Source organism: Streptomyces sp. NPDC050504 (genome assembly GCF_044458065.1).
In the GTDB taxonomy this organism is placed as follows: Bacteria; Actinomycetota; Actinomycetes; order Streptomycetales; family Streptomycetaceae; genus Streptomyces.
The window spans coordinates 321,760-348,273 of the sequence record NZ_JBITHO010000010.1 but is presented as its reverse complement, the minus strand read 5'-3'; the positions used below and the strand labels follow the sequence as shown (position 1 = coordinate 348,273).

Genomic DNA, 26,514 nt, shown 5'->3' with positions numbered 1-26,514 from the left:
TTCCTCGGTGCTTTCCGGTCCGGCGCTTTCGCGCTTTCCCTTCCGGCGGTTCCGACTCTATCAGATCCTTTCGGGCCTGATTCCCAGTCAGCGGGAGTCGCCTTCACGGCTGTTGGGCCGTTCCGACGAGTGAGACTTTAGCGGAATCCTGGGCCCCGACGCTAATCGGGGGCGTTCCGGGGAACGCGCATTCCTCATTTCGCAAAAACGCACGGAAAACGAGGCGACGGTGAAGTCGCTCGCTTGAAGTGGTTGGTGCGGAATGGCCGTCCGGGGACCAACCGAAGTCGGTGCTCACGTCGGACAGCTCGGAGAACATTACGGATCTGTGGCAAAGGTGTCAACCGCTGCTGGTCGGGGCGTTGCTCAGCCGTTGCCCGTGGCCAACTCGCGGCTGCGGTCGCGGGCCGCTTCCAGGGCCGCGATGAGGGCCGCGCGTACGCCGTGGTTCTCCAGTTCACGGATCGCGTTGATCGTGGTGCCCGCCGGGGAGGTGACCGCCTCGCGGAGCTTCACCGGGTGCTCGCCGCTGTCGCGGAGCATCACCGCGGCGCCGATGGCGGCCTGCACGATCAGGTCGTGGGCCTGGGCGCGGGGCAGGCCGAGGAGGATGCCCGCGTCGGTCATCGCCTCGACCAGGTAGTAGAAGTACGCCGGGCCCGAGCCGGAGAGGGCGGTGGCCGCGTCCTGCTGGGACTCCGGGACGCGCAGGGTCTTGCCGACGCCCCCGAAGATCTCTTCTGCGTGCGCGAGGTGCTCGGCGGTGGCGTGGCTGCCGGCCGAGATGACGGACATGGCCTCGTCCACGAGGGCCGGGGTGTTCGTCATGACGCGGACCACCGGGGTGTTCGGGGCCAGGCGCTCCTCGAAGAAGGCGGTGGGGATGCCTGCCGCGCCGCTGATGACGAGGCGGTCGGTGGGGAGGTGCGGGGCGAGCTCGTCGAGGAGCTTGCCCATGTCCTGGGGCTTCACCGTGAGGATGAGGGTGTCGGCCCGCTTGGCGGCTTCCGCGTTGCTGACGGCTTCCACTCCGTAGCGGGTGCGGAGTTCTTCGGCGCGGTCCGTGCGGCGGGCGGTGACCAGGAGGTCGGCGGGGCGGCGGCCGCCTCTGATCATGCCGCTCAGGAGGGCTTCGCCGATCTTTCCGGTGCCCAGGACCGCGACTGTCTTGTTCGTCATGGGCGTCATCTTCGCAGTCGCGTCGCCCCGCGGCGCCGTTTCGCCTGCGGCGGGCTGTCCCTGCGGGTGGCTGGTGGGTGGCGCCTTGTGGCGGGCCCGCTCGGGGGTGGGTGGGTATGCGCGGCATGTGCCCCACTCTCGCGCAGTTCCCCGCGCCCCTAAAGGGGCGCACCTGTGCTCGCGCCCGCGCGGCGGAGCCGCACAACGGACACAGCCCCGCGCCCCGATCGGGGCGCACTCGCCCCTGGCGGGGTGCTACTTGCGCTTGCGTTTGCGGGTTGCCGGGTTGCCTGTTCTGGCGCCCCTGCGCTTCTCGTACTGGGTCTTCGCCTTTTCGTACTCCGCCCTGCGCAGGCCCTCGCCCGGGGCCTCCTTCAGGGAGCGCAGGAAGTAGGCCAGCAGGCCGCCCACGAAGCCGATCGTCTTGAAGCTGCGCAGCTGCTCCTCGCGCACCGGGTCCGCGGGACGGCGCGAGAAGCCCTCCCACGTCTTGCGGAACGCCAGTGCGCTGCACAGCGAGAACATGACCACCAGCAGCAGGTTCACCACGCTGCCCACCTCGGCCATCCGCAGGCCGTCGTACGCGAAGCGCAGGACGAGGCAGCTGGCTGCCGCCGCCGCCAGCGAGCCGACCGCCACGCCGGCCCGGCGCAGGGCGTAGTGGTCGTCGTGGTTCACCCAGCTCGTGCCGAAGAAGCGGATGGGCTCGGGCTGGGGGCCCGGCTGCGGTACGGAGGGGGTGTCCTTCTCGGGGTTCTCGCTCACAAGGGCGATTATCCCCGGGGCCCCCGCCCCCCGCGTCAGGCGCAGCGGATGGTCACGTAGCCGTCGCTGCCCGTGTGTACGTAGGCGTCCGCGATGAACTGGCCGTTGCCGATGTTGTCCCAGATGTTCGAGGTGCCGTACGGGCCGTTGACCCACTCGCCGGGCTGCTGGCAGTTGATCGGCACCCGGGCCCCGTACGGCAGGACCTTCAGCAGGCGGTAGTCGGTGCCGGGGCCGCTGCGGACGTTGACGCGGTAGCCGGGCGCCACGTCGTAGCGCTTCGCGGACAGGGTCGTCGCTTCCGCTTCTCTCGCTTCTCTTGGCTCGTTCGTTTCCATTCCGGGCTCCCCGTTCGTCGTCGTGTGCACGCGCGACGCGCAGGCTAACAAGGCCCGTTCGTCCCGGCCCCACCATCGATTAGGCTCCGCGCGTCGCCCGTGAACGGGGGAGGTGGCGATGCGACCGCTGCGGACGGAACATCCGGAATCCGCCGGCCAGTACCGGCTCGAAGCCTGTCTCGGTACGGGCGGCATGGGCGTCGTCCATCTCGCGTCCTCCGGGTCGGGGCTGCGCCTCGCCGTGAAGGTCGTGCACGCCGAGCACGCCGCCGATCCCGAGTTCAGGGCGCGTTTCCGCCAGGAGGTGGCGGCCGCGCGGCGGGTCAGCGGGGCGTTCACCGCGCCCGTCGTGGACGCCGACCCGGACGCCGAGCGGCCCTGGATGGCGACGCTGTTCATCGAGGGCCCGACCCTCGCCGAGCGCATCAAGCGGAACGGGCCGATGGGCGCCGACGAGCTGCGCAGGGTCGGTGCGGGGCTCGCCGAGGCGCTGCGCGACATCCACCGGGCCGGTGTGGTCCACCGGGACCTCAAGCCCAGCAACGTACTGCTGGCCGCGGATGGGCCCAAGGTCATCGACTTCGGGATCTCCCGGCCGTACGACAGCGATCTGCGGACGGAGACGGGCAAGCTCATCGGCACGCCGCCGTTCATGGCGCCCGAGCAGTTCCAGCGGCCGCGCGACGTCGGGCCGGCCGCCGACGTGTTCGCGCTGGGCGCGGTGCTGACGCACGCGGCGACCGGGCGGGGGCCCTTCGACTCGGACAGTCCGTACATCGTCGCGTACCAGGTGGTGCACAACGAGCCCGATCTGGCGGGCGTGCCGGAGGGGCTGGCGCCCGTGCTGCGCGCCTGCCTCGCGAAGGATCCGGCCGACCGGCCCACGGCGGACGAGGTGATGGTGGCGCTGCGGTCCCCCGCCGCACATCCGCACACGCAGAGCTTCCGGGTGCCCGATGTGGTGCGGGAGGAGGCGGGGGCGGGGGCGGAGCCCTGGGCCGGGGCCGTGGCCGTGGATGGGGCCGGGGCTGTGGACGAGGCCGGGGCCGGGGCCGCTCCACGGCAGCGGTGGCCGTGGCAGCGGCAGCGCCGTCGGGGTGTCGGGGTCGCCGTGCTCGGCTGCGCCGTCGTCGGGGCGGCCGTCGCCGCGCTGCTCGCCGTCGGGGGCGGCGACGGCGGGGACCGCCGTGACGGGGTGCGGTCCGAGGGGCCCGCGCGGGCCGGGGCGGCCTTCCGGCCCTGGGAGGTTTCGTTCGCGGACGGCCGTACGGCGGCGTGTGCCGCGCCTTCGGACGGCGGCCTGTTCTGTACGGCTCCGGGGGTCGCCGCCGTGCGGCTCGATCCCGCCGACGGGCGGACCCTGTGGTCGGCGCGGTCCGGCGGGCGCGGCCGCGCGAGCGAGGAGGGCATGGCGCCCGTGCTGTGCGGGGGCCTGCTGCACACCGTGCCGTCCGGCTCGCACCGGCTCGAAGCGCTCGATCCCGGGTCGGGGAAGGTCGGGTGGAGCGCGGACGTCTCCGCGTACCCCTCCGTCTCGTACGCCGGTGACGTCGTGCTGCTGTCCGGGCGCGGCGGGCTGGTGCGGGCGCTGGACGGGCGGACCGGGAAGGAGCTGTGGACCCGGCGGGGCGCGGGCGACGGCACCCGGTGGGTGGCCGCGCGGGACGGGGAGGGGGCGCTGCTCGCGGTGACCGCCGCCGCGGACGGCGCGTCGACGCGGGTGGTGTCGGTCGGTCCGGGCGACGGGCGCACGCGCTGGGAGAAGCGGCTCACGGGCCTGCTGGAGCCCGCGGGGGCGGGCGGGGGCGCGCTGGTGCTGCTGAGCGCCGACTCCGACGGGTACACGGACGGCGTGGTGCGGCTCGGCCTCGCGGACCGCTCGGTGCGGCGGCTGCCGCTCGGCGCCCCGGTCGACCAGGCGCAGGCCGCGGTCGACGGCGACCGCGTCTACCTCTTCGGGGCGGGCGGGTCGCTGGTCGCGGTCGACGCGGCGGCGGGGAGGCAGCTGTGGCGGCGCGAGACGTCGGTGGCGCGCGCGTCGCGGCCGGTCGCCGCGGGCGGGCGGGTCTATCTGGTGGCGGCGGACGGGCGGCTGCTGGCCGTGGACGCGCGGCGCGGGGTGCTGCTCGGACAGACGAAGCTGCGGATGGGGAGCGGGAGCCGTACGTACTCGGCCGCGCTGCCGATGCCCGCGGTCGCGGACGGCCGGGTGTTCGCCACCGCTCCCGACGGCTCGGTCTTCGCCGTGGGGGCGGATCCGGCGCGGTGGTGAGCGGGCGGTGAGCGGAGCGGAGCGGTGAACGGGATGGCGGGGTGCGGGAAGGCCGGGCGCGGGAAGGCCGGGCGCGGGGCGGCCGGGTGCGGGGCGGTGCTTCGCGGAGGGGGCCCGGGGAGCGGGTCGGGTACTGAGGAGCGGGACGCCGCGGCGGGTATGGGGCGGTTCGCGGTGGTGCGGCGGGCCGGGGCGGCGGTCGGGGACGGGTCAGCCGTGGTGGGCCGGTGGGGGCCGCCTAGGCTGGGGGCGGCAGGGCGTTGAGTGGGGGGCGGGGACTGTGCCGCTGGGGACGGATGATCCGGAGGCGATCGGCGGGTACCGGTTGGTGGACCGGCTCGGGTCGGGCGGCATGGGTGTCGTCTTCCTCGCCAGGTCCTCCTCGGGCCGCGAGGTCGCCGTCAAGGTCGTGCACGAGCAGTACGCGACGGACGCGACGTTCCGCACGCGGTTCCGGCAGGAGGTCGCGGCGGCGCGGCGGGTCAGCGGTGCCTTCACCGCCCCGGTGGTCGACGCGGACGCGGAAGCGCGGCGGCCGTGGATGGCCACGCTGTACGTGCCGGGTCCCACGCTCGCCGAGCGGCTGAAGGACTCCGGGCCGCTGGACCGGGTCGAGCTGCGGCAGCTGGCGCTGGGGCTGGTCGAGGCGCTGCGCGACATCCACCGGGTCGAGGTGGTCCACCGGGACCTGAAGCCCGCGAACGTGCTGCTCGCCGACGACGGCCCCAAGGTGATCGACTTCGGGATCTCGCGGGCCGCGGAGAGCCAGGGCCTCCATCTGACCGCGACCGGGCACGTCATGGGCACGCCGCCCTTCATGTCGCCCGAGCAGCTGAGCAGGCCGCGCGAGGTCGGCCCGGCGTCGGACGTCTTCTCGCTCGGGACGCTGCTGGTGTACGCGGCGGTGGGGCGCGGTCCCTTCGACGCGGACAGCCCGTACATGACGGCGTACCAGGTGGTGAACGACGAGCCGGACCTGACGGGGGTGCCGGAGGACTTCCGGCCCGTGGTGGCGCGGTGCCTGGCGAAGAAGCCGGAGGAGCGGCCGGAGCTGACCGAGCTGGCGGTGCTGTTCGCGGGGCTCGGCGAGACGCAGGAGTTCCTGGCGCTGAAGGAGGCGGGGGCTCCGGGGGCCGGGGCGAAGGGCGCGGCGAAGGGCGCGGCGAAGAACGGGACCGGGGGCGGAACGAAGGGCGGGGCGAAGGGCGGGGCGAAGGAGGGCGTCGGGGGCGGTGGGCCTCGGGGCGACGTCACCGCTCCTGCGGGCGGTCGCGTCCGTACGCGGCTGCGCCGGCGGGTGCGCGGGCACGGGGTCGCGCTGGCCGTCACCGCCGTGATCACCCTCGGCGGCGTGACGGGCGGGCTCCTCGCGTACGGCGGGATGGACGGCGACGGCACGTACGTCGACGAGGGCGGGTCCCCCGCCTCCCCGCGAGCGGCGGCGGGCAAGGGGACCAAGGCTCCCCTCCTGCCGCTGCCCGTGGGCTGGAAGCCCTGGCAGACCACGCTGACCGCGCCGGCCGGGAACGAGGACAAGAAATCCGGCCCGGAGGGCGTACCGCTCAACAGCATCGGCTGCGTGGTGGAGGGGACAGCCGCGTTCTGCGGGGGCGACTCGGTGACCACCGTACGGATCGACACCGCGACCGGCGCCACGGTCTGGCGCGCCGCTCCGCCCCCCGCGGTCGACCCGAGCGTCAGCATCGGCAGCTCGGTGCCCATCGGCGTGGAGAACGGGGTCGTCCTGATCACCGAGCCCACCCCCGACGACCGGCAGCGCGTGACGGCGCTGGACGCGGACAACGGGAAGCGGCTGTGGACGCGCCCCTCGTCGTCGCTGGAGTCCGAGATCGTGGGCGTGGTGCTCGACGGGCTCGCGGTGACGGTGGGCGCGGACGACCGGACCGTGACGGCCCGCGACCTGCGGACCGGGGAGCGCCGCTGGGAGTCGCGGCTCGCGACGCGGCTGAGCTGCCGGATCCAGGTGGTCCTGGCGGAGCTGTACGCGTTCTGCGGGGACGCCGAGGGCGGCCCGCACCGCGAGGTGGTGCACCTGGCGAAGGGCGACGGCAGGACGCGGAAGACGGCCGAGCCCGCGGGCGGCGACGCGGTTCTGGGGTCGGTGGGCGGCAGGCTGGCGTTCCCGGTGTGGCGCGAGGGCCTGGTGGGCGAGTTCGACAGCAGCGTGGTGACCGGGATCCTGCTGGTGGATCCGGCGACGCGGGCGCAGACCACGGTCAAGCTGAGCGCGGAGTGGCGCGGCATGCCCGTGCTGCTGGCGGACACCCTCTACTTCGTACGGCAGAACGGCACGGTCGCCGCGGTGTCGCCGCTGACCGGCAAGACGCTGTGGGAGCGGGACACGTCGGTGGAGCAGCTCGGGCCGCCGACGGCCGACAAGGTGGACGGGACGCTCTATCTGGCGAGCGCGAGCGGCCGGGTGGTGGCGCTGGATCCGAAGACCGGTGAGCCGCTGTGGGAGACCGGTGCGCACAGTGACCACGACACGGTGATGGGCGGTCTGCGGTCGCGGGTGTACAGGGCGGGGCGGGCGCTGATCGTCATCTCGACGGGCGGGGTGGTCTTCACGATCGACCCGAACGATCCGGAGAGGGCCGCTGTGCCGCCGGATGGCGGGACGGGCGAGAAGCCGTCGGGCGGCTCGGGCGGCTCGTCGGGCGGGGGCGAGTCGGGGCCCAGGGCGCCGGCGAAGGCACCGCTCGGGGCTTGAGGCGCGGGGCGCTGGGGGCAGGGACCGGGGGCCGGAGTGCGGGGGCTTGAGGCGCGGGGGCGCCGGGGGTCGGAGGCAGGGGCTTGGAGTGCGGGGGCGCCGGGGGCGGGGCTGCCAGGGGCCGGGGTACGGGGGCGCCGGGGGCGGGGGCGAAGGGCGCGGCTGCCGGGGGCCGGAGGCGGGGGGCCAGGGGCTGGAGGCGGGGCGCCGGAGACAGCGCTGCCGGGGGGCCGGGGTGCGGGGCTCTTCGTGGGCCTGCCGGGGGCCGGTTCCGGCGGGTTTCGGGGGCCGGTGCGGCTTCGGGGGCGTATCGGATGCTCGGGGGCGTGTCGGATGTGGTGACGGGACCCTGCCTGGGTGGCCGGGTCCCGTCGTCGTTCGGGGGCGCCGCGCGCGGCGCCCGCGCGGTCAGCCGAGCTTGGTGACGTCCCGGACGGCGCCCTTGTCGGCGCTGGTGGCCATCGCCGCGTACGCCCTGAGCGCCTGCGAGACCTTGCGGTCGCGGTCCTTGGGGGCGTAGACGCCGCCCAGGGCGCGCTCGCGGGCGGCCAGGGTGTCCTCGTCGACCAGCAGCTCGATGGAGCGGTTCGGAATGTCGATGCGGATGCGGTCGCCGTCCTCGACGAGGGCGATGGTGCCGCCGGACGCTGCCTCGGGCGAGGCGTGGCCGATCGACAGGCCCGAGGTGCCGCCGGAGAAGCGGCCGTCGGTGACCAGGGCGCAGGTCTTGCCGAGGCCGCGGCCCTTGAGGAAGGACGTCGGGTAGAGCATCTCCTGCATGCCGGGGCCGCCCTTGGGGCCCTCGTAGCGGATGACGACGACGTCGCCGTGCGTGATCTCCTTGCGGAGGATCTTGTCGACGGCCTCGTCCTGGGACTCGCAGACGACGGCCGGGCCCTCGAAGGTCCAGATCGACTCGTCGACGCCCGCGGTCTTCACGACGCAGCCGTCGACCGCGAGGTTGCCCTTGAGGACGGCGAGGCCGCCGTCCTTGGAGTAGGCGTGCTCGACGGAGCGGATGCAGCCGGACTCGGCGTCGGTGTCGAGGGCGTCCCAGCGCTCGGACTGCGAGAAGGCGGTGGCGGAGCGGACGCAGCCGGGGGCCGCGTGCCACAGCTCGACGGCCTCCGGGGAGGGCGAGCCGCCGCGCACGTCCCAGTTCTTGAGCCAGTCGGCGAGGGACGGGGAGTGGACGCTGTGCACGTCCTCGTTGAGCAGCCCGCCGCGGTACAGCTCGCCGAGGATGGCGGGGATGCCGCCCGCGCGGTGCACGTCCTCCATGTAGTACGTGCGGTCCTTGGCGACGTTCGGCGCGACCTTGGCGAGGCAGGGGACGCGGCGCGAGATCGCGTCCATCTCCGCGAGGCCGAAGTCCAGCTCGGCCTCCTGGGCGGCGGCCAGCAGGTGCAGGATCGTGTTGGTGGAGCCGCCCATGGCGATGTCGAGGGCCATGGCGTTCTCGAACGCGGCGCGGCTCGCGACGGCGCGGGGCAGGACGGTCGGGTCGTCCTGCTCGTAGTGGCGCTTGGTGATCTCCACAACCGTGCGGCCCGCGGTCTCGTACAGCGCGCGGCGGGCGGTGTGGGTGGCGAGGACCGAGCCGTTGCCGGGGAGGGCGAGGCCGATGGCTTCGGCGAGGCAGTTCATCGAGTTGGCGGTGAACATGCCGGAGCAGGAGCCGCAGGTCGGACAGGCGTTCTCCTCGATGCGGAGGATGTCCTCGTCGGAGATCTTGTCGTTGACGGCGTCGGAGATCGCGTCGACCAGGTCGAGGGTGCGGACCGTGCCGTCCACGAGGGTGGCCCTGCCGGACTCCATCGGGCCGCCGGAGACGAAGACCGTGGGGATGTTGAGGCGGAGCGCCGCCATCAGCATGCCCGGGGTGATCTTGTCGCAGTTCGAGATGCAGATCAGGGCGTCGGCGCAGTGGGCCTCGACCATGTACTCCACGCTGTCCGCGATGAGGTCGCGGGAGGGGAGGCTGTAGAGCATCCCGCCGTGGCCCATCGCGATGCCGTCGTCCACGGCGATGGTGTTGAACTCGCGGGGGACGGCGCCCGCCGCCTTGATCGCGTCGGAGACGATGCGGCCGACCGGGGCGAGGTGGGTGTGGCCGGGGACGAACTCCGTGAAGCTGTTCGCCACGGCGATGATGGGCTTGCCGATGTCCTCGCTCGCTACACCGGAGGCGCGCATGAGGGCGCGGGCGCCTGCCATGTTGCGGCCGTGGGTGACTGTGCGGGACCTCAGCTCGGGCATCGTCGCTCGCTCCTTGGTGGGCGGGGTGGGGCGTGGGGTCGAGGGTACGCCCCTGCTCCGTATTTTGGACAGGGTGTCCAGATCGCGGGACCCGCGGTGGTTTCGGGAGCGGGTGCTTCGTGGGGGTCCGGGCGCCCCCGGGGTGCCGTTTTCGCCTGCGGCGGGCTGGCCCCTCCCCGCCCCTTCCCGAAAACCTGCCGGTGGCGAGCCCGCTGCCGCGGGGTGGGTGGGTGCGGCGTGTGCCCCACTCTCGCGCAGTTCCCCGCGCCCCTGACGGGGCGCTGGCGCGTCCTTCAGGGGTGCTTTGCGTTCGTGTGGGTCGAGGTCAGGTGGTGGCGGGTGAATGCCAGGGCTTCCGCCAGGTCGGCCTCCCGTTCGGCGGAGGACATCGCCCGGCGGGTGTTGACCTCGATCACCACGTGCCCGTCGAATCCGCTGTGCGCCAGCCCCTCCAGCAGCTCCGCGCAGGGCTGGGTGCCGCGCCCCGGCACCAGGTGCTCGTCCTTCGCGGAGCCCTTGCCGTCCGCGAGGTGGACGTGGGCGAGCCGGTCGCCCATGCGGTCGATCATCGCGAGGGCGTCGGTGCGGGCCGTCGCGGTGTGCGAGAGGTCGACCGTGAAGTGGCGGTAGTCGTCCTTCGTGACGTCCCACTCGGGGGCGTACGCGAGCATCTCGCGGTCCTTGTACCGCCACGGGTACATGTTCTCGACCGCGAAGCGGACGTCCGTCTCGTCGGCCATCCGCCAGATGCCGGTGACGAAGTCCCTGGCGTACTGCCGCTGCCAGCGGAACGGCGGGTGCACGACGACCGTCGAAGCGCCCAGCTTCTCGGCCGCCGCCCGCGCGCGCTGGAGCTTGGTCCAGGGGTCGGTCGACCAGACCCGCTGGGTGATCAGCAGGCACGGCGCGTGCACGGCGAGGATCGGCACCTGGTGGTAGTCGGAGAGGCGGCGCAGGGCCTCGACGTCCTGGCTGACCGGGTCGGTCCAGACCATGACCTCGACGCCGTCGTACCCCAGGCGCGCGGCTATCTCGAAGGCCGTCGCCGTGGACTCCGGATAGACCGAGGCCGTCGACAGGGCGACCTTCGCACCCGGGACGCTCACCGCTCGTTCTGCCACGGAAGACAGCGTACGGGGCCGCACTAGGCGGCGGGGAGGTGGTCGAGGCGGCGCAGGATGACCCCTTCCCGCAGCGCCCACGGACAGATTTCCAGCTCCTCGACTCCAAAGAGATCCATCGCTCCTTCCGCGACCAGAGCGCCCGCGAGCAGCTGTCCCGCCCGGCCCTCGGAGACGCCCGGGAGCCCGGCGCGCTGCTCCGCGGTCATCGCGGAGAGCTTGGGCACCCACTCTTCCAGTGCCTTGCGGGTCAGCGCGCGTTGCACGTACAGGCCCTCGGTCGAGCGGGCGGCCCCCGCGATGCGCGCGAGCTGCTTGAAGGTCTTGGAGGTGGCGACGACGTGGTCGGGCGGTCCGAAGCGGGCGAATTCGCCGACGGTACGGGCGATCTGGGCGCGCACGTGGCGGCGCAGCGCCCGTACGTCCTGGGCGTCCGCCGGGTCTCCGGGCAGCCAGCCCGCGGTGAGCCGGCCCGCGCCGAGGGGGAGGGAGACCGCGGCGTCGGGCTCCTCGTCGATCCCGTACGCGATCTCCAGCGAGCCGCCGCCGATGTCGAGGAGGAGGAGCTTGCCCGCGGACCAGCCGAACCAGCGGCGGGCGGCGAGGAACGTCAGCCTGGCTTCCTCGTCGCCGGTCAGGACCTGGAGCTCCACGCCGGTCTCGGCCTTGACCCGGGCGAGCACCTCGTCGGCGTTGGACGCTTCGCGCACGGCCGAGGTCGCGAAGGGCAGCACCTCTTCGCAGCCCTTGTCCTCGGCGGCCTGCACGGCCTCGGCGATGGTCGCGGTCAGGACGTCGACGCCCGCGGGGCTGATCGCCCCGCCCGCGCCCGCGTCGAGGAGTTCGGCCAGGCGCAGCTCCGCCTTGTGCGAGTGGGCGGGCAAAGGGCGTGCACCGGGGTGGGCGTCGACCACGAGCAGGTGCACCGTGTTCGACCCCACGTCGAGGACTCCGAGTCTCATGTACGGAACGCTACTGCGATCGCGCGCATACGCTTGGCCCGTGCCAAAGACGAAAAAGGCGAAGCCGGGCAAAGGCAAGAAGCCGAAGAAGCTCGAAGCAGGTCTGCAAAGTGACGAGAAGGGCCTGGATTTCGCGCGTGCGTGGGTGGAGTTCCCCGATCCGGACGACGACGAGCAGGTCTTCCGCTGCGACCTGACGTGGCTCACGTCACGTTGGACCTGCATCTTCGGCAGCGGCTGCCAGGGCATCCAGGCGGGCCGCGCCGACGACGGCTGCTGCACGCTGGGCGCGCACTTCTCCGACGAGGACGACGAGAAGCGGGTCGCGAAGAACGTGGCGCGGCTGACGCCTGAGCTGTGGCAGTTCCACGACGTCGGGACGGAGTCCGGGTGGATCCAGACCGACGAGGACGGCGAGCGGCAGACGCGGCGCTGGAACGGGTCGTGCATCTTCCAGAACCGTCCCGGGTTCGCGGGCGGCGCGGGGTGCTCGCTGCACATCCTGGCGCTGCGGGAGGGCAAGGAGCCGCTGGAGACGAAGCCGGACGTGTGCTGGCAGCTGCCCGTGCGGCGGACGTACGAGTGGATCGACCGGCCGGACGACACGCGGATCCTGCAGATCTCCATCGGTGAGTACGACCGGCGGGGGTGGGGGCCCGGCGGGCACGACCTGCACTGGTGGTGCACGTCGGCGACGTCCGCGCACGGGGCGGGGAAGGCGGTGTACGAGTCGTACGCGCCGGAGCTCCGGGAGCTGATGGGGGCGGGGGCGTACGAGGTGTTGGTGGGGTTGTGCGAGGCGCGCCTCGCCTCGTTGCTGCCCATGGCGCCCCACCCCGCGGACCCGGGGGCGTAGGGGGCGTTGCCCCCGGGGTGGGCCTTTTTGGGGTCCGGTGGCCCGGGGCGGACGTCTTTTTCGCCTGCGGCGGGCCAGGCCCCTCCCCGCCCCTTCCCGAAAACCTGCTGGTGGCTGGGTGGGGTGGGTGGTGCCTTGGGGCGAGCCCGCTCGGGGTGGGTGGGTATGTGCGGCATCTGCTCCACTCTCGCGCGGTTCCCCGCGCCCCTTCGGGGCGCACCTGTGCGGGGCGCACCTGTGATCGCGCCCGCGCGGCGGAGCCGTACATCCGGCACAGTCCCTTATGGGGGTGTCTCGCTGTCCGTGGGGGTCGGGTCCGGGGGCTCTGGGGACGGGGATTCCGTCTCTGTCGGCGTGGGGTCCGGGGGCTCCGGGGACGGGGACTCCGTCTCTGTCGGGGTCGGGTCCGGGGGCTCGGGGGACGGGGACTCCGTCTCCGTCGGTGTCGGGTCCGGGGGCTCCGGGTCCGGGCCGGGGTCCGGGTCCTCCGGGGAGGCTCCCCAGCCCGTCGTGCGGATCACCGCGCCCGACGGCTCCACGCCGATCCGTGCGGACCACGCGCCGACCGGCTCGCGCGCGCGGTTCACCATGACGTACACAGTGATCGTTTCTCCTGGGGCGAGCGTGCCCGACGTGCGGCTCGCCGTGAGCCAGGGCGCGTCCGTCCACAGGGACCAGTCGACCGGCGCTCCCCCGGACGCGGTGAGCGTGACGACGGTCGTGCCGCCGGAGGGGCGCGCGGCGACCGTGAGGCGCCCGGGGCCCGTCTGGGGCTTGCCCTGGCTGATGACCTCGACGGACACGTCGGGCGTCCGGCTGCCCGCGGTGAAGCGGGGCGCGGGGTCCGTACGGGCCGCGTTGCCCGCGTTCTCGTACGGGGAGTAGGAGTCGCCGTCCAGGCCCTTTGGGTCGTCGGCCTCGGTCGCCGAGACCCCGGCCCCGGCCCGTGCCTCCCCGGTCAGCGGGGCGCCCCGGTAGGCGGCCCAGAGCGCGAGCACGGGCGCGGCGACCACCGTCGCCACCACGGTCGTCGTCACGGCTCGCGTGCGCAGCCGCTCCCGCCGGGCCGCGCGGTCCTTGGGGTCGACGGGGAAGCCCGTGCGGTCGAAGCGGGGGCCCGTCACGCGCGCCCGGGGCACGTGCGTCATCGCGACGTACGCCGCCGCGCGCGGCGCCTCCACGAGCGGCAGCGCGGCCGGGGGCGTGACGGTCGCGCCGGGCCAGGGCCCGCCCGCTCCGGCGCGCTCGGCGGCCCTGCGGCAGCGCGGGCAGTCGTCGACGTGCCGCACCAGCTCGCGGCGCAGCGCGGCGGAGAGCAGGACCTGGTGGTCGCCGGTGAGGCGGGAGATCGTGGGGCAGCCGCCGAGCTCGACGACGGCGAGCGCGGCGCGGGTGCGTTCCACCTCGCAGGCGCCGGACGCGAGGAGTTCGCGGGCCGCTGCGTGGTCGAGGCCGAGGACGGAGGCGACCTCGCGGGGCGCCAGGCCGTGCCGTACGGCCAGCTCCAGCGCCTCGCGCTGCTCGGGGGTGGTGCCCGCGGCCTCGGGCCAGGCGAGCTGGGCCAGTTCGCGGCGGCGGTGCTCGGCGACGGCCTCGGACTCGGCGGACTGCGGCTCGGCGGACTGCGGCTCGGCGGACCGGGCCCCGGCGGACTTGGCGGCGGGGCGGCCGGTGTGCGCGCCCTGGCGGGCCTTGCGCCGCTCGGCGAGCCTGCGCAGACAGGTCCAGCGGGCGAGCGCGTACAGCCACGCCTTGCGGCCGGGGTCGGCGGAGGGGCAGCGGCCCTGCCGGTGCTCGGAGATGGCGAGGACGTCGCCCAGGACTTCGGTGGCCGCTTCGTGGTCGCAGAGCACCGAGAGGCAGTAGGTGAAAAGACCGTCCAAATATGCCTCGTAGCGCGCGGGCATGCGCTGCGAGGACGTCTGCGACGGCGCGCGGTGCGCACGTCGACGCGCCCGGTGTGCGCCGGGGTTGCGCGTGGGGGGCTCCAGTCTGCTGCTCGTCACCCGGCGACCGTAGGCAGTGCGGGACGAACCCTTCGCACCCCTTGAACACATTTAATCCTTACGGGTGAACGTATCCCTCGAAAGGGGACAGCAGGCCGATGTTTCCCGGCCAAAACCCGGCCGTCCGGTGACGCGGGGGTGTCCGGGAGGAATCGGGGGCCGCGAGCGGGGCGCCGCGCCGGGGCTCGGCGGGGCGTTGTCAGTGGGCCCCATTACGGTGTGCGCATGGCTGCCCGTACGAAATCCGCGAAGGACCGGCCGTCCTACCGCTGCACCGAATGCGGCTGGACGACCGCCAAATGGCTCGGCCGCTGCCCCGAGTGCCAGGCGTGGGGCACGGTCGAGGAGTTCGGCGGCGCGCCCGCCGTGCGGACGACCGCCGCGGGCCGCGTCTCCACCGCCGCCGTCCCCATCGGGCAGGTGGACAGCCGCCAGGCGACCGCCCGTTCGACGGGCGTGCCGGAGCTGGACCGGGTGCTGGGCGGCGGGCTCGTGCCCGGCGCCGTGGTGCTCATCGCGGGCGAGCCGGGCGTCGGCAAGTCGACGCTGCTGCTGGACGCGGCCGCCAAGTCGGCGAGCGACGAGCACCCCACGCTGTACGTGACGGCCGAGGAGTCGGCGAGCCAGGTGCGGCTGCGCGCCGACCGGATCGGCGCGCTCGACGACCACCTCTACCTGGCGGCGGAGACCGACCTGTCGGCGGTCCTCGGGCACTTGGACGCGGTCAAGCCCTCGCTGCTGGTCCTGGACTCCGTGCAGACGGTGGCCTCGCCCGAGATCGAGGGCGCGCCCGGCGGCATGGCCCAGGTCAGGGAGGTGGCGGGGGCGCTGATCCGGGCCTCCAAGGAGCGCGGGATGTCCACGCTGCTGGTCGGTCACGTGACGAAGGACGGCGCGATCGCGGGCCCCCGGCTGCTGGAGCACCTGGTGGACGTGGTCCTCTCCTTCGAGGGCGACCGGCACGCCCGGCTGCGCCTGGTGCGGGGCGTGAAGAACAGGTACGGGGCGACGGACGAGGTCGGCTGCTTCGAGCTGCACGACGAGGGCATCACCGGGCTCGCCGACCCCAGCGGCCTGTTCCTGACCCGCCGCGACGAGCCGGTGCCCGGCACGTGCCTGACGGTGACCCTGGAGGGCCGCCGCCCGCTGGTCGCCGAGGTGCAGGCGCTGACCGTCGACTCCCAGATCCCCTCCCCCCGGCGCACGACGTCGGGCCTGGAGACCTCCCGCGTCTCGATGATGCTGGCCGTGCTCGAACAGCGCGGCCGGATCAGCGCGCTCGGCAAGCGCGACATCTACAGCGCGACGGTCGGCGGCGTGAAGCTCTCCGAGCCCGCCGCGGACCTCGCCATCGCCCTCGCCCTGGCCTCCGCCGCCAGCGACACCCCGCTGCCCAAGAACCTCGTGGCGATCGGCGAAGTGGGCCTCGCCGGCGAGGTCAGACGGGTCACGGGCGTGCAGCGCAGACTGGCCGAGGCGCACCGCCTGGGCTTCACGCACGCGCTGGTTCCGACCGATCCGGGCAAGGTCCCGGCCGGTATGAAGGTCACGGAAGTCGCCGACATGGGGGACGCGCTGCGGGTCCTGCCGCGCCGGTCTCGCGGATCGGCCCCCCAGGAGCAGGAAGCGCGCCGGTAGACTTTGCCCTGGTCTCGCCCGTCCGTACGAGCCGGAGGAGTGCAGTGGCAGCCAACGACCGGGCATCAGGTCCCGGAAAGTCCGGCGGGGGCTCCTCCGGAAACGAAGCGCTGATGCGCGCCTCGCTCAGTGCGGTCGCCCCCGGCATGGCCCTCCGTGACGGCTTGGAGCGCATCCTCCGGGGCAACACCGGCGGACTGATCGTCCTCGGCATGGACAAGACCGTCGAGTCGATGTGCACCGGCGGTTTCGTCCTCGACGTGGAGTTCACCGCGACGCGGCTGCGCGAGCTGTGCAAGCTCGACGGCGCGCTCATCGTGGACAAGGACATCACCAAGATCCTGCGGGCCGGCGTGCAGCTGGTCCCGGACGCGTCGATCCCCACCGAGGAGACCGGCACCCGCCACCGCACGGCGGACCGCGTCTCCAAGCAGTGCGGCTTCCCCGTCGTCTCGGTCTCCCAGTCGATGCGGCTCATCGCGCTGTACGTGAACGGGGAGCGCCGCGTCCTGGAGGAGTCCGCCGCGATCCTCTCCCGAGCGAACCAGGCGCTGGCGACCCTGGAGCGGTACAAGCTGCGGCTCGACGAGGTCGCGGGGACGCTCTCGGCGCTGGAGATCGAGGACCTGGTGACGGTCCGCGACGTGACGGCGGTCGCGCAGCGCCTGGAGATGGTGCGCCGGATCGCCACGGAGATCGCGGAGTACGTGGTCGAGCTCGGCACCGACGGCCGTCTCCTCGCGCTCCAGCTCGACGAGCTGATCGCGGGCGTGGAGCCGGAGCGCGAGCTGGTGGTGCGGGACTACGTCCCCGAGCCGACGGCCAAGCGCTCGCGCACGGTCGACGAGGCACTGGTGGAGCTGGACTCGCTGACCCACGCCGAGCTGCTGGAACTGCCCATAGTGGCGCGGGCGTTGGGGTACAGCGGCTCGCCCGAGACGCTGGACTCGGCGGTCTCGCCGCGCGGCTACCGCCTGCTGGCGAAGGTGCCGAGGCTGCCGGGCGCGATCATCGAGCGCCTGGTGGACCACTTCGGCGGGCTCCAGAAGCTGCTCGCCGCGAGCGTGGACGACCTCCAGACCGTGGACGGCGTCGGCGAGGCGCGGGCGCGCAGCGTGCGCGAGGGGCTTTCGCGGCTCGCGGAGTCGTCGATCCTGGAGCGGTACGTCTGATCCTGGAGCGGTACGTCTGAGGGCCGGTTCCCGAGTGGCGTGAAGACGCGCGAAGGGCGGGGCCACGAGGAGGTTCCTCGTGGCCCCGCCCTTCGCGTCGTCCGGCGGAGCCACCGCTCGGACGAGAGGCCGTCAGTCCTTGCGGAGGTTGATCGTGGCCGTGGGGAGCGCGGCGCCGCCCGCCTGTGCCTCCACCACGTAGAGGCCGGGGCCCACGGCCTTGGCGGGCGGGGTCGCGCACTGGGCGGCGCTGCGCTTGCGGTCCCACTCCACGACGTGGTGGACGGTCGCCTTCGCGGGGACCCTGAGGAACAGCGCCCCGCCGCCGCGCGGGCAGTCCTTCGACGACCAGACCACGTCGTTCTCGTTGTCACGGATCGTCAGGACGACGGCCTTGCCGCCGAAGTCCGCCTTGCAGGTGACGGCCGACGTGTTGGTCGCGGTCACCCGGAGCTTGGGCTTCTCGCCGGGCTCGTACTCGCGCTTGACGGGGGTGAGCGTCAACTTCAGGGCGCTCGCGGCGCAGTTGGGGAGGGCGGAGCCGACCGGCACCTGCTGGCCCGTGCTGCCGCCGCTCGACCCGGCGCCGCCGCCGTCCGCGCCGCCGCCGCCGCCGTCGGCGCCGTCACCGCCCGAGCCGCCCGAGCCGCCCGAGCCGCCCGAGCCGCCCGAACCTTCGCTGCCGCCGGAGCCGCCCGAACCGCCGGAGCCCTCGCTGCCGCCAGAGCCGCCGGAACCGCCGGAGCCGCCCGGCTGCCCGCTGATGGCGGGGCCCGTGCCGGAGGGGCCCGGGGTGATGGAGGTGGCGGGGCCCGATGCCTTCGGGCCCTTGCTGCCCGTACTCCCGTCACCACCACCGGATGTGACGGCCCATACGACCAGCAGCACGAGCACCGCGGCCAGCGCAGCCGCGATTGCCCTCCGTCGCCAGTAGATGGAGGAGGGAAGCGGCCCGACCGGATTGCGCAGAGATCCCACGGACCCAACCCTACGAGAGAACGCGGCCAACTCCCGCCCCACCCGCCGCCCCGGGGCCACGAGTTTTACGGATCATCATCCCGGAGAGGGAGTGCGGACCCTGTCGATCGTCGGACCGGAGACAGGTCGATAGCCCGCTGTGACGGCCGGGGCCCCATCCGTACGGTCCGTGACCATGAACAGTACGGAGCTCTACCGGGACACCACCGACTTCGCGCGCTCCGCGCCGACTTGGGTGCAGCACCTCGCCGAGATCTGGACGGAGGCGGGACTGCTGCTCTTCGGGGTCCTCTTCGTCGCCTGCTGGTGGCGGGCGCGCGGGGGCGACGCGCGGGCCATGGCACTGGCCGCGCTGGCGCCGCTGCTGACGGCGGTCGCCTACGTGGGCAGCGAGGCGCTGAAGTCGGTGGTCGACGAGGACCGGCCGTGCCGCGCGGTGGCGGACGCGGCGGCACCGCTGGTCGCCTGCCCGCCGGTCGGCGACTGGTCGTTCCCCAGCAACCACGCGACGATCGCGGGCGCGGCGGCGGTCGCGCTGCTGCTCGTACGGCCGCGACTGGGGTGGCTGACCGTGCCGATGGCGCTGCTGATGGGCTTCTCGCGGGTCTTCGTCGGCGTGCACTACCCGCACGACGTGGCGGTGGGCCTGGCGTTCGGCGCGGTGGTCGCGGCGGTGGGCGTCGCGGTCGGGACGCGGGCGGTGCGGGCGCTGGTGGAGGCGATGCGCGGGAGCGGGAACGGGGCGGTCGGGTGGCTGGTGGGGGCGGGGCCACGGGCGGGCGGCTGGACGTCCCGGCACGCCGGGCTCTGAGCGGGGGTCAGGGGAGGCCGGGCGTTTCGTGGACCAGGCCGGCCTCGTACGCGACGATCGCGGCCTGGACGCGGTTGCGGACCCCCAGGCGCTCCAGGATCGCACTGACGTACTGCTTGACCGTGCCCTCGACGAGGTGGAGGCGGGCGGCGATCTCCGGGTTGGAGAGGCCCGCGCCGAGCAGCCCCAGCACCTCGCGCTCACGTGCCGTCAGTTCCGCCGTACGGGACCGGGCTTGGGCGCCGCGGCCGATGCGCTCGCGGTCGATGAGGTGCGCGGCGACCTTCGGCGAAAGGAAGGCGCCGCCGTCGGCGACCGCGCGCACGCCCGCGATCAGTTCGTACGGGTCGCCGGACTTGAGCAGGAAGCCGGAGGCGCCGCCCGCGAGGGCGCGGGCGACGTACGCGGACTCGGAGAACGTCGTCAGGATCGCCACCGCCGTGGCGGGCGCGAGCCTGGCGGCCTCCTCGGCCGCGGCGAGGCCGTCGAGGTTCGGCATGCGGATGTCGAGCAGGGCCACGTCGGGGCGGTGCGCGAGGATCGCGTCCACGGCGAGCCGGCCGTCGGCGGCCTCCGCGACGACGTCGATGCCGGGGTCGGCGGAGAGGATGGCCCTGACGCCGGCCCTGACCATGGCTTCGTCGTCGGCGAGGAGCACGCGGATCTTCGGGGTCGCAGGGGCTACGGGGATTACGGGAGTTACGGGGGTCACTGAGGTTACGAGAGTTGCGGGGGTTACGGGGCCCGTGGTCGGGCTCGGCGTGCTCAACGTGTCTCCTTCGTCCCCAGCCCGGGGATGATGTCCTTGCTCACGAGGCGTCCGCCCTCGAAGCAGAGCCTGAAGTATCCGACCGCCACGAAGAGTTCGGGGCTGTCGCGGTAGTAGCGGCACTCCGCGCCCTGGGGCGGCGGGGTGGGGGCGCGTTCGACCGGCGGGTCCGTGACGTCGTACGGCGGCAGCAGCCGGTCGACCTCGCGTTGGGGCTGGCCCGTGCGGAGTTCCGCGTAGGCGGCGGGGGCGAGGGTGGAGTGAGTGCGGGTGTACGCGTACCAGGCGACGGCGCCCGCGACGAGGAGGGCGCCCGCGGTGGCCGCGGCGCCGAAGGAGCGGGCGGCGCGGCGGCGGGCGGCGCGGCGCGCGAGGTCGTAGGCGGCGCCGCCGGGGTGGGCGGGGCCCTGGGGGGGGGGGTGGCCGGGGGTACCGGGCTCCTGCGGGGTACCAGGCCCCTGCGGAGTGCCGGGCCCCTGCAAGGTGGCGGGCCCGCTCTCGGTGGGTGGGTGCGTGCCGCGTGTGCCGCGCCCTCGCACGGTTCCCCGCGCCCCCGGGCGGTCCGCCCGAACGGGGTCGTCCAGCACGGGCGCCCCGTCAGGGGCCCGGGGAACCGTGCGAGCAAGCCGCCACCGGGCCGCGGGTGACCACCCGCGCCCGGCGGGCCCGCCGCACGAACCCGGCCCGGCACCCGGCACCACCGCACGCACCCGGAACCCCGTCCCGTGCCTCCCCGCCTCGAAGCCGCCGCCCAGGCTCTCGACCTGGGCCCGCAGCCCCAGCAGGCCCGAACCGTTCCCCCGGGCCCGCCCAGCGCCCGCGCCCCGCGCCGCCCCGGTGTCCGTGACCGTCACCGCGTCCCCGGCCACCGTCACCACCACCTCCGCGCCCGGCGCGTGCTTCGCCGCGTTCGTCAGCGCCTCCTGCACCACCCGGTACGCCGTGCGCCCCGCGACTCCCGGCCGGGCCTCGTCCGCCCCCTGAAGCCGTACCGCGAGCCCCGATCCGGCCGCCCGTTCCACCAGCGCCCCGATCGACTCCCCCGCGGGAACCAGCGCCTCCCCCGCGGGGACCAGCACCTCCCCCGCAGGAGCCGACTCCCCCGCCGGAGCCGTCTCCCCGGCGCCCCGCAGCAACCCCACGATCTCGCTCAGCCGGTCCGTCGCGTCCGCCGCCGCGCCCCGCAGTTCCCGCGCCGCCTCCCGGTGCGCGGCCGGGAGGTCGGGGGCGACCTGGAGCGCGCCCGCGCGCAGCGCGATCAGGCTCAGTTCGTGGCCCAGCGAGTCGTGCATGTCCTGGGCGATCCGCTCCCGCTCCCGCTGCCTCGCCCGGTCCGCGACCAGCGTCCAGCCCGCCCGCGTCAGCTCCCTGCGCTGGCGCCAGTGGCGCCCGGCCAGCCACGGGAACACCGCCGCGAACAGCAGCGTCCCCAGCAGCACCAGCCACTCCACCACCGGGTCCTCGCCCCGCGCCCCGATCCGCAGCGTGCCCGCCGCGCCCACCGCGGCGAACGCCAGCAGCGCGGGCCGCGAGCGGGCCGCCCGTAGCCCCAGCAGCAGCGCGAACACGGCGAGCGCCGGACCGTACGACAGCGTGAACAGCGACGGGGCCGTCGCCAGGCCCACCCCGGCCGCCAGGCAGAACGCCGTCAGCGGGCGCGCGCGCCACGCCCACGCGGCCAGCCCCAGCACGGCGAGCCCCACGACCTCCTGCCAGCCGGGCCTCGGCTCGTTCAGGCCCAGTCGGTCGGCGGAGAGCGCGGGGACGGCGAGGGCCAGCCACAGCGCGAGGGACGAGAACATCCCCCGACGCTACAAGCGCGGGTCGGCCGCCCGCCCCTGCCGACCGTCAGGTCTTCGCCGATCCCCACACCCCCGCCGACCCGATCCCCACGCCCCCGCCGAGCCGATCTTCACGTCCCCGTCGACCCGTCCCTGCGGCCCTTCCCCCTCCCGGCATGCCAGGATTTCCAGTGCCATGACTGCGACGACTGAGACGACCACGACGTCCTCCACCCCCAGCCCCGTTCCCGTCCCTCCCGACGCCCTGCACACCCCCGTCATCGCGTGGTTCGACACGCACGCCCGCGACCTGCCGTGGCGCCGCCCCGAGGCAGGTGCCTGGGGCGTGATGGTGAGCGAGTTCATGCTCCAGCAGACCCCCGTCAGCCGCGTCCTGCCGGTGTACGAGCAGTGGCTGGCCCGCTGGCCGCGCCCCGCCGACCTGGCCGCCGACGCGCCCGGCGAGGCGGTCCGCGCCTGGGGCCGCCTCGGCTATCCGCGCCGCGCCCTGCGCCTGCACGGCGCCGCGCAGGCGATAACGGAACGGCACGGCGGTGACGTGCCCGACGACCACGCGCAGCTCCTCGCGCTGCCCGGCATCGGCGAGTACACCGCGGCCGCCGTCGCCTCCTTCGCGTACGGCCAGCGCCACGCGGTCCTGGACACCAACGTCCGCCGGGTCTTCGCCCGCGCGGCGACCGGCGTCCAGTACCCGCCGAACGCCACCACAGCGGCCGAGCGCAAGCTCGCCCGCGCCCTGCTGCCCGAAGACGAGGCGACCGCCGCGCGCTGGGCCGCCGCCTCGATGGAGCTGGGCGCGCTGGTGTGCACCGCGAAGAACGAGAACTGCGGCGCCTGCCCGATCGCCGCCCGCTGTGCCTGGCGGCTGGCGGGCAAGCCCGAGCACACCGGACCGCCGCGCCGGGGCCAGACGTACGCGGGCACCGACCGGCAGGTCCGCGGCAAGCTCCTCGCGGTGCTCCGCGAGGCCGTCGCCCCGGTGCCGCAGCGGGCGCTCGACGCGGTCTGGGACGAACCGGTGCAGCGCGCCAGGGCGCTGGACGGGCTGGTCGCGGACGGACTGGTGGAGCCGCTCGCGGACGGTCTCTACCGGCTGCCGCTGACCTGAGCGACGGCTCCGGACGTCCCGAACACCGCCCCGGCGGGGGCGCTTTATCCCGTCCCCGCCGGGTTGAAACCTGAATGAAAAGCTGTCTGTTACACAATCTATGGACAGCCGTGCGTCCGCCTATGGCTGCTCCGCACACCCCCGTGACAAGCCCTCCGTAGCGTCTTCGACGTACACGGCACACGGGCTTGTTACGGGGATGGAGGCGGTTGGATATGGCGCACGGCGAGGTGCTCGAGTTCGAGGAGTACGTACGTACCCGACAGGACGCACTGCTGCGCAGCGCCCGCCGTCTGGTGCCCGACCCGGTCGACGCCCAGGACCTGCTCCAGACCGCCCTGGCCCGCACGTACGGCCGCTGGGACGGCATCGCGGACAAGTCGCTGGCCGACGCCTACCTGCGCCGCGTCATGATCAACACCCGGACCGAGTGGTGGCGCGCCCGCAAGCTCGAAGAGGTCCCCACCGAGCAGCTGCCCGACGCGAGCGTCGAGGACGGCACCGAGCAGCGCGCCGACCGCGCCCTGCTGATGGACATCCTCGGCGTGCTGGCGCCCAAGCAGCGCAGCGTCGTCGTGCTGCGGCACTGGGAGCAGATGAGCACCGAGGAGACCGCTGCCGCTCTGGGCATGTCGGCCGGTACGGTGAAGAGCACACTGCACCGGGCGCTCGCCCGGCTGCGGCAGGAACTGGAGCGGCGCGACCTCGACGCGCAGGCACTCATGAGCAGGGACGAACGGGGGCGGGAGCGGTGCGCGGCCTGACAGCCGGTACGCCCGACGGAGCGGACGGGTCCGACGAAGGCCGCAGGGCCGGGACCGGGAGCGACGGCGGTCGAAGCGGCGACAGCGGCGACGAGACGGACCCCGGCGGACGGCGCGCGCGGCGCGCGCGTCCCGGCCGGGGCACCTGGGCGGCGAGCGGCACGGCACTGGCCGGCCTCGCCGCCCTCGGGCTGTTCGCCGCCTCCTGTTCCACGGGCGGTACGGGCACCCGCGACGAGGGCCGCGTCCGCACCGGCGACATCGTGCGGGCCTCGCCGCTGCCCGACGCCTCCGCCACGGCCAAGCCGAAGCGCAAGGTCGACGCGGTCCGGTTGATCATGAACGATCCGAAGGTCAGCGCGCAGGTCAAGGACGACCTGAAGCCGTGCGTCGCGGACGCCTATCCGATCGACACCATGTACGGGAACCTCACGGGCGGCCCGTCGGCCGACGTGGTGGTGAACGTGATGACCTGCGGCGACGCGATCGGCCTCGGGACGTACGTGTACCGCGGGGACGGCGACAAGTACGACAACGTCTTCGCGGCCGAGGCCCCGGCGGTCTACGGGATCATCGACCGGGGCGACCTGGTGGTGACCACCTCCGTCTACAAGGAGAACGACCAGGTGGCCTCCCCCTCGGGCGAGGAGGCGATCACCTACCGCTGGTCCGGCGACAGGTTCGTCGTGCGCGACCGGGTCAGCAGCGAGTTCAGCCGGGCGGTCGGCGACGACGGCGGCGGGGACGGCGACGCCGAGCCCAAGGCCGAGAAGCGGGAGGCCGGGCACGAACCCGGTACCGTACGGCCGACCGGCGCGCCCTCCACCGCTCCCCTCGCACCCACCGCCACCGCCCCCGCCACCGCGCCCCCCACCGCCCCGACCAAGAACTGAGAGCAGCTCAGCCATGGCCGAAACGCACGTCCTGTTCGTCGAGGACGACGACGTCATCCGCGAAGCCACCCAGCTCGCGCTGGAGCGCGACGGCTTCGCCGTGACCGCGATGCCCGACGGGCTCTCGGGCCTGGAGGCGTTCCGCGCGAACCAGCCCGACATCGCCCTGCTCGACGTGATGCTGCCGGGGCTCGACGGGGTCAGCCTGTGCCGCCGCATCCGCGACGAGTCGACGGTGCCGGTGATCATGCTGTCGGCGCGCGCCGACTCCATCGACGTGGTGCTCGGCCTGGAGGCCGGCGCCGACGACTACGTGACGAAGCCCTTCGACGGCGCCGTCCTGGTCGCCCGCATCCGCGCCGTGCTGCGCCGCTTCGGCCACGCGGGCGGTTCCGGCGCGGGCGGCGAGGCGGCGGCCGGGCCCGGCGAGCGCGGAGTGCTGGCCTTCGGCGGCCTGGAGGTCGACACGGAGGGCATGGAGGTCCGCAAGGACGGCGAGCCGGTGGCGCTGACGCCCACCGAGATGCGGCTGCTGCTCGAATTCTCCTCGGCGCCCGGCACCGTGCTGTCCCGCGACAAGCTCCTGGAGCGGGTCTGGGACTACGGCTGGGGCGGCGACACCCGGGTGGTGGACGTCCACGTCCAGCGGCTGCGCACGAAGATCGGGCAGGACCGCATCGAGACGGTCCGCGGCTTCGGCTACAAGCTCAAGGCATAGGCACCGGCGGAATGAAGCGTCTCGTCCCGCGCACCGGGGTCCGCTGGAAGATCGCCATGGCGATCGCGGCCGTCGGCGCGCTGATCGCGGTCACCCTCAGCCTCGTGGTGCACAACGCGGCACGCGTCTCGATGCTCGACAACATGCGCGAGCTCCAGCTGGACCGCCTCACGCTCGCCCACCGGATGTCCTCCTCAGGCAAGCGTCCGCTGCTCCAGGCGCAGATCAACGACCCCTCGCTGCCCGCGAGCCTGCGCGCGGAGGTCCGCAAGGGCAACAAGGCCACGCACGTGGAGGAGCGGCCCGGCAGGGCGCCGGACGTCTGGGCGGCGATGCCGACGGCCAACGGCGACGTCCTCTCCCTGCACAGCCGGTTCGCCGGGCGCAACGCGACGATCATGCAGGACCTCGACAAGGCCCTGATCGTCGGTTCCATCGCGGTCGTCTTCGGCGGCTGCGCGCTGGGCGTGCTGATCGGCGGCCAGCTGTCGCGCAGGCTGCGGCGCGCGGCGGCCGCCGCGGGCAAGGTGGCCGAGGGCAACACGGACGTACGGGTGCGGGAGGCGGTCGGCGGGGTCGTCCGGGACGAGACCGACGACCTGGCGCGCTCGATCGACGCGCTGACCGACGCGCTCAACGGGCGCATCGAGGCGGAGCGGCGGGTCACCGCGGACATCGCGCACGAGCTGCGCACCCCGGTGACCGGGCTGCTCACCGCCGCGGAACTGCTGCCGCCCGGCCGCCCCACCGAGCTGGTGCTGGACCGGGCGCGGGCGATGCGCACGCTGGTCGAGGACGTCCTGGAGGTGGCCCGCCTCGACTCGGCGTCCGAGCGGGCCGAGCTCCAGCAGATCGCGCTGGGCGAGTTCGTGAGCCGGCGGATCGCGGTGCTCGATCCCGAGGTGAAGGTCCAGGTGGTGCACGAGTCGTGGGTCAGCACCGATCCCCGGCGCCTGGAGCGGATCCTGGGCAACCTGCTCGGCAACGCGGCGAAGCACGGCTCCAAGCCGGTGGAGGTCACGGTCGAGGGCCGCGTGGTGCGGGTCAGGGACCACGGGACCGGCTTCCCCGAGGAGCTGCTGCGCGAGGGGCCGAGCCGGTTCCGCACGGGGAGCAGCGACCGTGCCGGTCACGGGCACGGCCTCGGCCTGACGATCGCGGCGGGCCAGGCGCGGGTGCTGGGGGCGCGGCTCACGTTCCGCAACGCGGCGGGGGTGCGGGGCGGGGCGATCGCGGTGCTGTGGCTTCCGGAGCACGCCCCGACGAACACGGGCAGCTTCCCCATGATCATGCCCCCGGAGGAGTAGCCCTTCCGGTGGACGGGGCACGGGGTTCCCGTTGCCCGGGGGCTCCGTTTCGCCTGCGGCGGGCT

Annotated in this window: 21 protein-coding genes; 11 read left to right on the top strand and 10 right to left on the bottom strand. The window is 74.2% G+C overall.

Annotated features, from left to right (window positions below):
- Positions 1-366: 366 nt before the first annotated feature.
- The 3 genes from proC to ACIBNE_RS33525 form a co-directional block, all read right to left on the bottom strand.
- Positions 367-1,188, bottom strand: coding sequence for a pyrroline-5-carboxylate reductase (gene proC, locus ACIBNE_RS33535; RefSeq protein WP_399278354.1), 822 nt, complete (start codon positions 1,186-1,188; stop codon positions 367-369).
- Between the two features lie 246 nt (positions 1,189-1,434).
- Positions 1,435-1,944 carry a hypothetical protein gene (locus ACIBNE_RS33530; protein ID WP_399278352.1) on the bottom strand — a complete coding sequence of 170 codons (510 nt, stop codon included), beginning with the start codon at positions 1,942-1,944 and terminating at the stop codon, positions 1,435-1,437.
- A 35-nt stretch (positions 1,945-1,979) separates the two neighbouring features.
- Positions 1,980-2,282 carry a peptidase gene (locus ACIBNE_RS33525; protein WP_399278350.1) on the bottom strand — a complete coding sequence of 101 codons (303 nt, stop codon included), beginning with the start codon at positions 2,280-2,282 and terminating at the stop codon, positions 1,980-1,982.
- A 118-nt stretch (positions 2,283-2,400) separates the two neighbouring features.
- Here ACIBNE_RS33525 and ACIBNE_RS33520 point away from each other — a divergent pair, with 118 nt between their 5' ends.
- Positions 2,401-4,554, top strand: a complete 2,154-nt coding sequence (locus ACIBNE_RS33520) for a PQQ-binding-like beta-propeller repeat protein (protein WP_399278349.1) — start codon at positions 2,401-2,403, stop codon at positions 4,552-4,554.
- A gap of 280 nt (positions 4,555-4,834) precedes the next feature.
- A complete protein-coding gene (locus ACIBNE_RS33515) occupies positions 4,835-7,285 on the top strand; it encodes a PQQ-binding-like beta-propeller repeat protein (RefSeq protein WP_399278347.1) in 2,451 nt (816 codons plus the stop codon).
- Between the two features lie 408 nt (positions 7,286-7,693).
- Here the strand turns inward: ACIBNE_RS33515 and ilvD are convergent, their stop codons facing one another.
- The 3 genes from ilvD to ACIBNE_RS33500 all read right to left on the bottom strand — a co-directional run bounded on the left by ilvD (position 7,694) and on the right by ACIBNE_RS33500 (position 11,627).
- Positions 7,694-9,544 (bottom strand): dihydroxy-acid dehydratase, encoded by a 1,851-nt coding sequence (gene ilvD / locus ACIBNE_RS33510; RefSeq protein ID WP_399278345.1) that lies wholly within the window; start codon positions 9,542-9,544, stop codon positions 7,694-7,696.
- A gap of 293 nt (positions 9,545-9,837) precedes the next feature.
- Positions 9,838-10,665 carry a sugar phosphate isomerase/epimerase family protein gene (locus ACIBNE_RS33505; RefSeq protein ID WP_399278343.1) on the bottom strand — a complete coding sequence of 276 codons (828 nt, stop codon included), beginning with the start codon at positions 10,663-10,665 and terminating at the stop codon, positions 9,838-9,840.
- Positions 10,666-10,688: 23 nt separating this feature from the next.
- Positions 10,689-11,627: a Ppx/GppA family phosphatase gene (locus tag ACIBNE_RS33500; RefSeq protein ID WP_399278341.1), complete on the bottom strand. Its 939-nt coding sequence runs from the start codon at positions 11,625-11,627 to the stop codon at positions 10,689-10,691.
- 40 nt (positions 11,628-11,667) lie between these two features.
- Here ACIBNE_RS33500 and ACIBNE_RS33495 point away from each other — a divergent pair, with 40 nt between their 5' ends.
- Positions 11,668-12,483: a hypothetical protein gene (locus tag ACIBNE_RS33495; RefSeq protein ID WP_399278339.1), complete on the top strand. Its 816-nt coding sequence runs from the start codon at positions 11,668-11,670 to the stop codon at positions 12,481-12,483.
- Positions 12,484-12,764: 281 nt separating this feature from the next.
- Here ACIBNE_RS33495 and ACIBNE_RS33490 read toward each other — a convergent pair whose 3' ends face one another.
- Positions 12,765-14,540, bottom strand: coding sequence for a hypothetical protein (locus ACIBNE_RS33490; RefSeq protein ID WP_399278337.1), 1,776 nt, complete (start codon positions 14,538-14,540; stop codon positions 12,765-12,767).
- 174 nt (positions 14,541-14,714) lie between these two features.
- Here ACIBNE_RS33490 and radA point away from each other — a divergent pair, with 174 nt between their 5' ends.
- Positions 14,715-16,127 carry a DNA repair protein RadA gene (gene radA, locus ACIBNE_RS33485; protein ID WP_399278335.1) on the top strand — a complete coding sequence of 471 codons (1,413 nt, stop codon included), beginning with the start codon at positions 14,715-14,717 and terminating at the stop codon, positions 16,125-16,127.
- 44 nt (positions 16,128-16,171) lie between these two features.
- Positions 16,172-17,299, top strand: coding sequence for a DNA integrity scanning diadenylate cyclase DisA (disA, locus tag ACIBNE_RS33480; RefSeq protein ID WP_399278333.1), 1,128 nt, complete (start codon positions 16,172-16,174; stop codon positions 17,297-17,299).
- Positions 17,300-17,431: 132 nt separating this feature from the next.
- Here disA and ACIBNE_RS33475 read toward each other — a convergent pair whose 3' ends face one another.
- A complete protein-coding gene (locus ACIBNE_RS33475; RefSeq protein ID WP_399278331.1) occupies positions 17,432-18,277 on the bottom strand; it encodes a hypothetical protein in 846 nt (281 codons plus the stop codon).
- Between the two features lie 175 nt (positions 18,278-18,452).
- Here ACIBNE_RS33475 and ACIBNE_RS33470 point away from each other — a divergent pair, with 175 nt between their 5' ends.
- Positions 18,453-19,088 (top strand): phosphatase PAP2 family protein, encoded by a 636-nt coding sequence (locus tag ACIBNE_RS33470; protein ID WP_399278329.1) that lies wholly within the window; start codon positions 18,453-18,455, stop codon positions 19,086-19,088.
- Positions 19,089-19,095: 7 nt separating this feature from the next.
- Here the strand turns inward: ACIBNE_RS33470 and ACIBNE_RS33465 are convergent, their stop codons facing one another.
- Together ACIBNE_RS33465 and ACIBNE_RS33460 are read right to left on the bottom strand one after the other, a co-directional pair.
- Positions 19,096-19,746, bottom strand: coding sequence for a response regulator (locus tag ACIBNE_RS33465; RefSeq protein WP_399278327.1), 651 nt, complete (start codon positions 19,744-19,746; stop codon positions 19,096-19,098).
- Between the two features lie 107 nt (positions 19,747-19,853).
- A complete protein-coding gene (locus ACIBNE_RS33460) occupies positions 19,854-21,659 on the bottom strand; it encodes a histidine kinase (protein WP_399278325.1) in 1,806 nt (601 codons plus the stop codon).
- A 175-nt stretch (positions 21,660-21,834) separates the two neighbouring features.
- Between ACIBNE_RS33460 and ACIBNE_RS33455 the strand changes: the two genes are divergently transcribed.
- The 5 genes from ACIBNE_RS33455 to cseC all read left to right on the top strand — a co-directional run bounded on the left by ACIBNE_RS33455 (position 21,835) and on the right by cseC (position 26,449).
- A complete protein-coding gene (locus tag ACIBNE_RS33455) occupies positions 21,835-22,767 on the top strand; it encodes an A/G-specific adenine glycosylase (RefSeq protein ID WP_399278323.1) in 933 nt (310 codons plus the stop codon).
- Between the two features lie 215 nt (positions 22,768-22,982).
- Positions 22,983-23,531, top strand: coding sequence for a SigE family RNA polymerase sigma factor (locus ACIBNE_RS33450; RefSeq protein WP_399278321.1), 549 nt, complete (start codon positions 22,983-22,985; stop codon positions 23,529-23,531).
- Positions 23,519-24,424: a hypothetical protein gene (locus ACIBNE_RS33445; RefSeq protein ID WP_399278320.1), complete on the top strand. Its 906-nt coding sequence runs from the start codon at positions 23,519-23,521 to the stop codon at positions 24,422-24,424. Before ACIBNE_RS33450 ends, ACIBNE_RS33445 begins: the two co-directional genes overlap by 13 nt.
- Before the next feature lie 13 nt (positions 24,425-24,437).
- Positions 24,438-25,142 (top strand): two-component system response regulator CseB, encoded by a 705-nt coding sequence (cseB, locus tag ACIBNE_RS33440; RefSeq protein WP_399278319.1) that lies wholly within the window; start codon positions 24,438-24,440, stop codon positions 25,140-25,142.
- An 11-nt stretch (positions 25,143-25,153) separates the two neighbouring features.
- Positions 25,154-26,449, top strand: coding sequence for a two-component system sensor histidine kinase CseC (cseC, locus tag ACIBNE_RS33435; protein WP_399278317.1), 1,296 nt, complete (start codon positions 25,154-25,156; stop codon positions 26,447-26,449).
- Positions 26,450-26,514 lie beyond the last annotated feature (65 nt).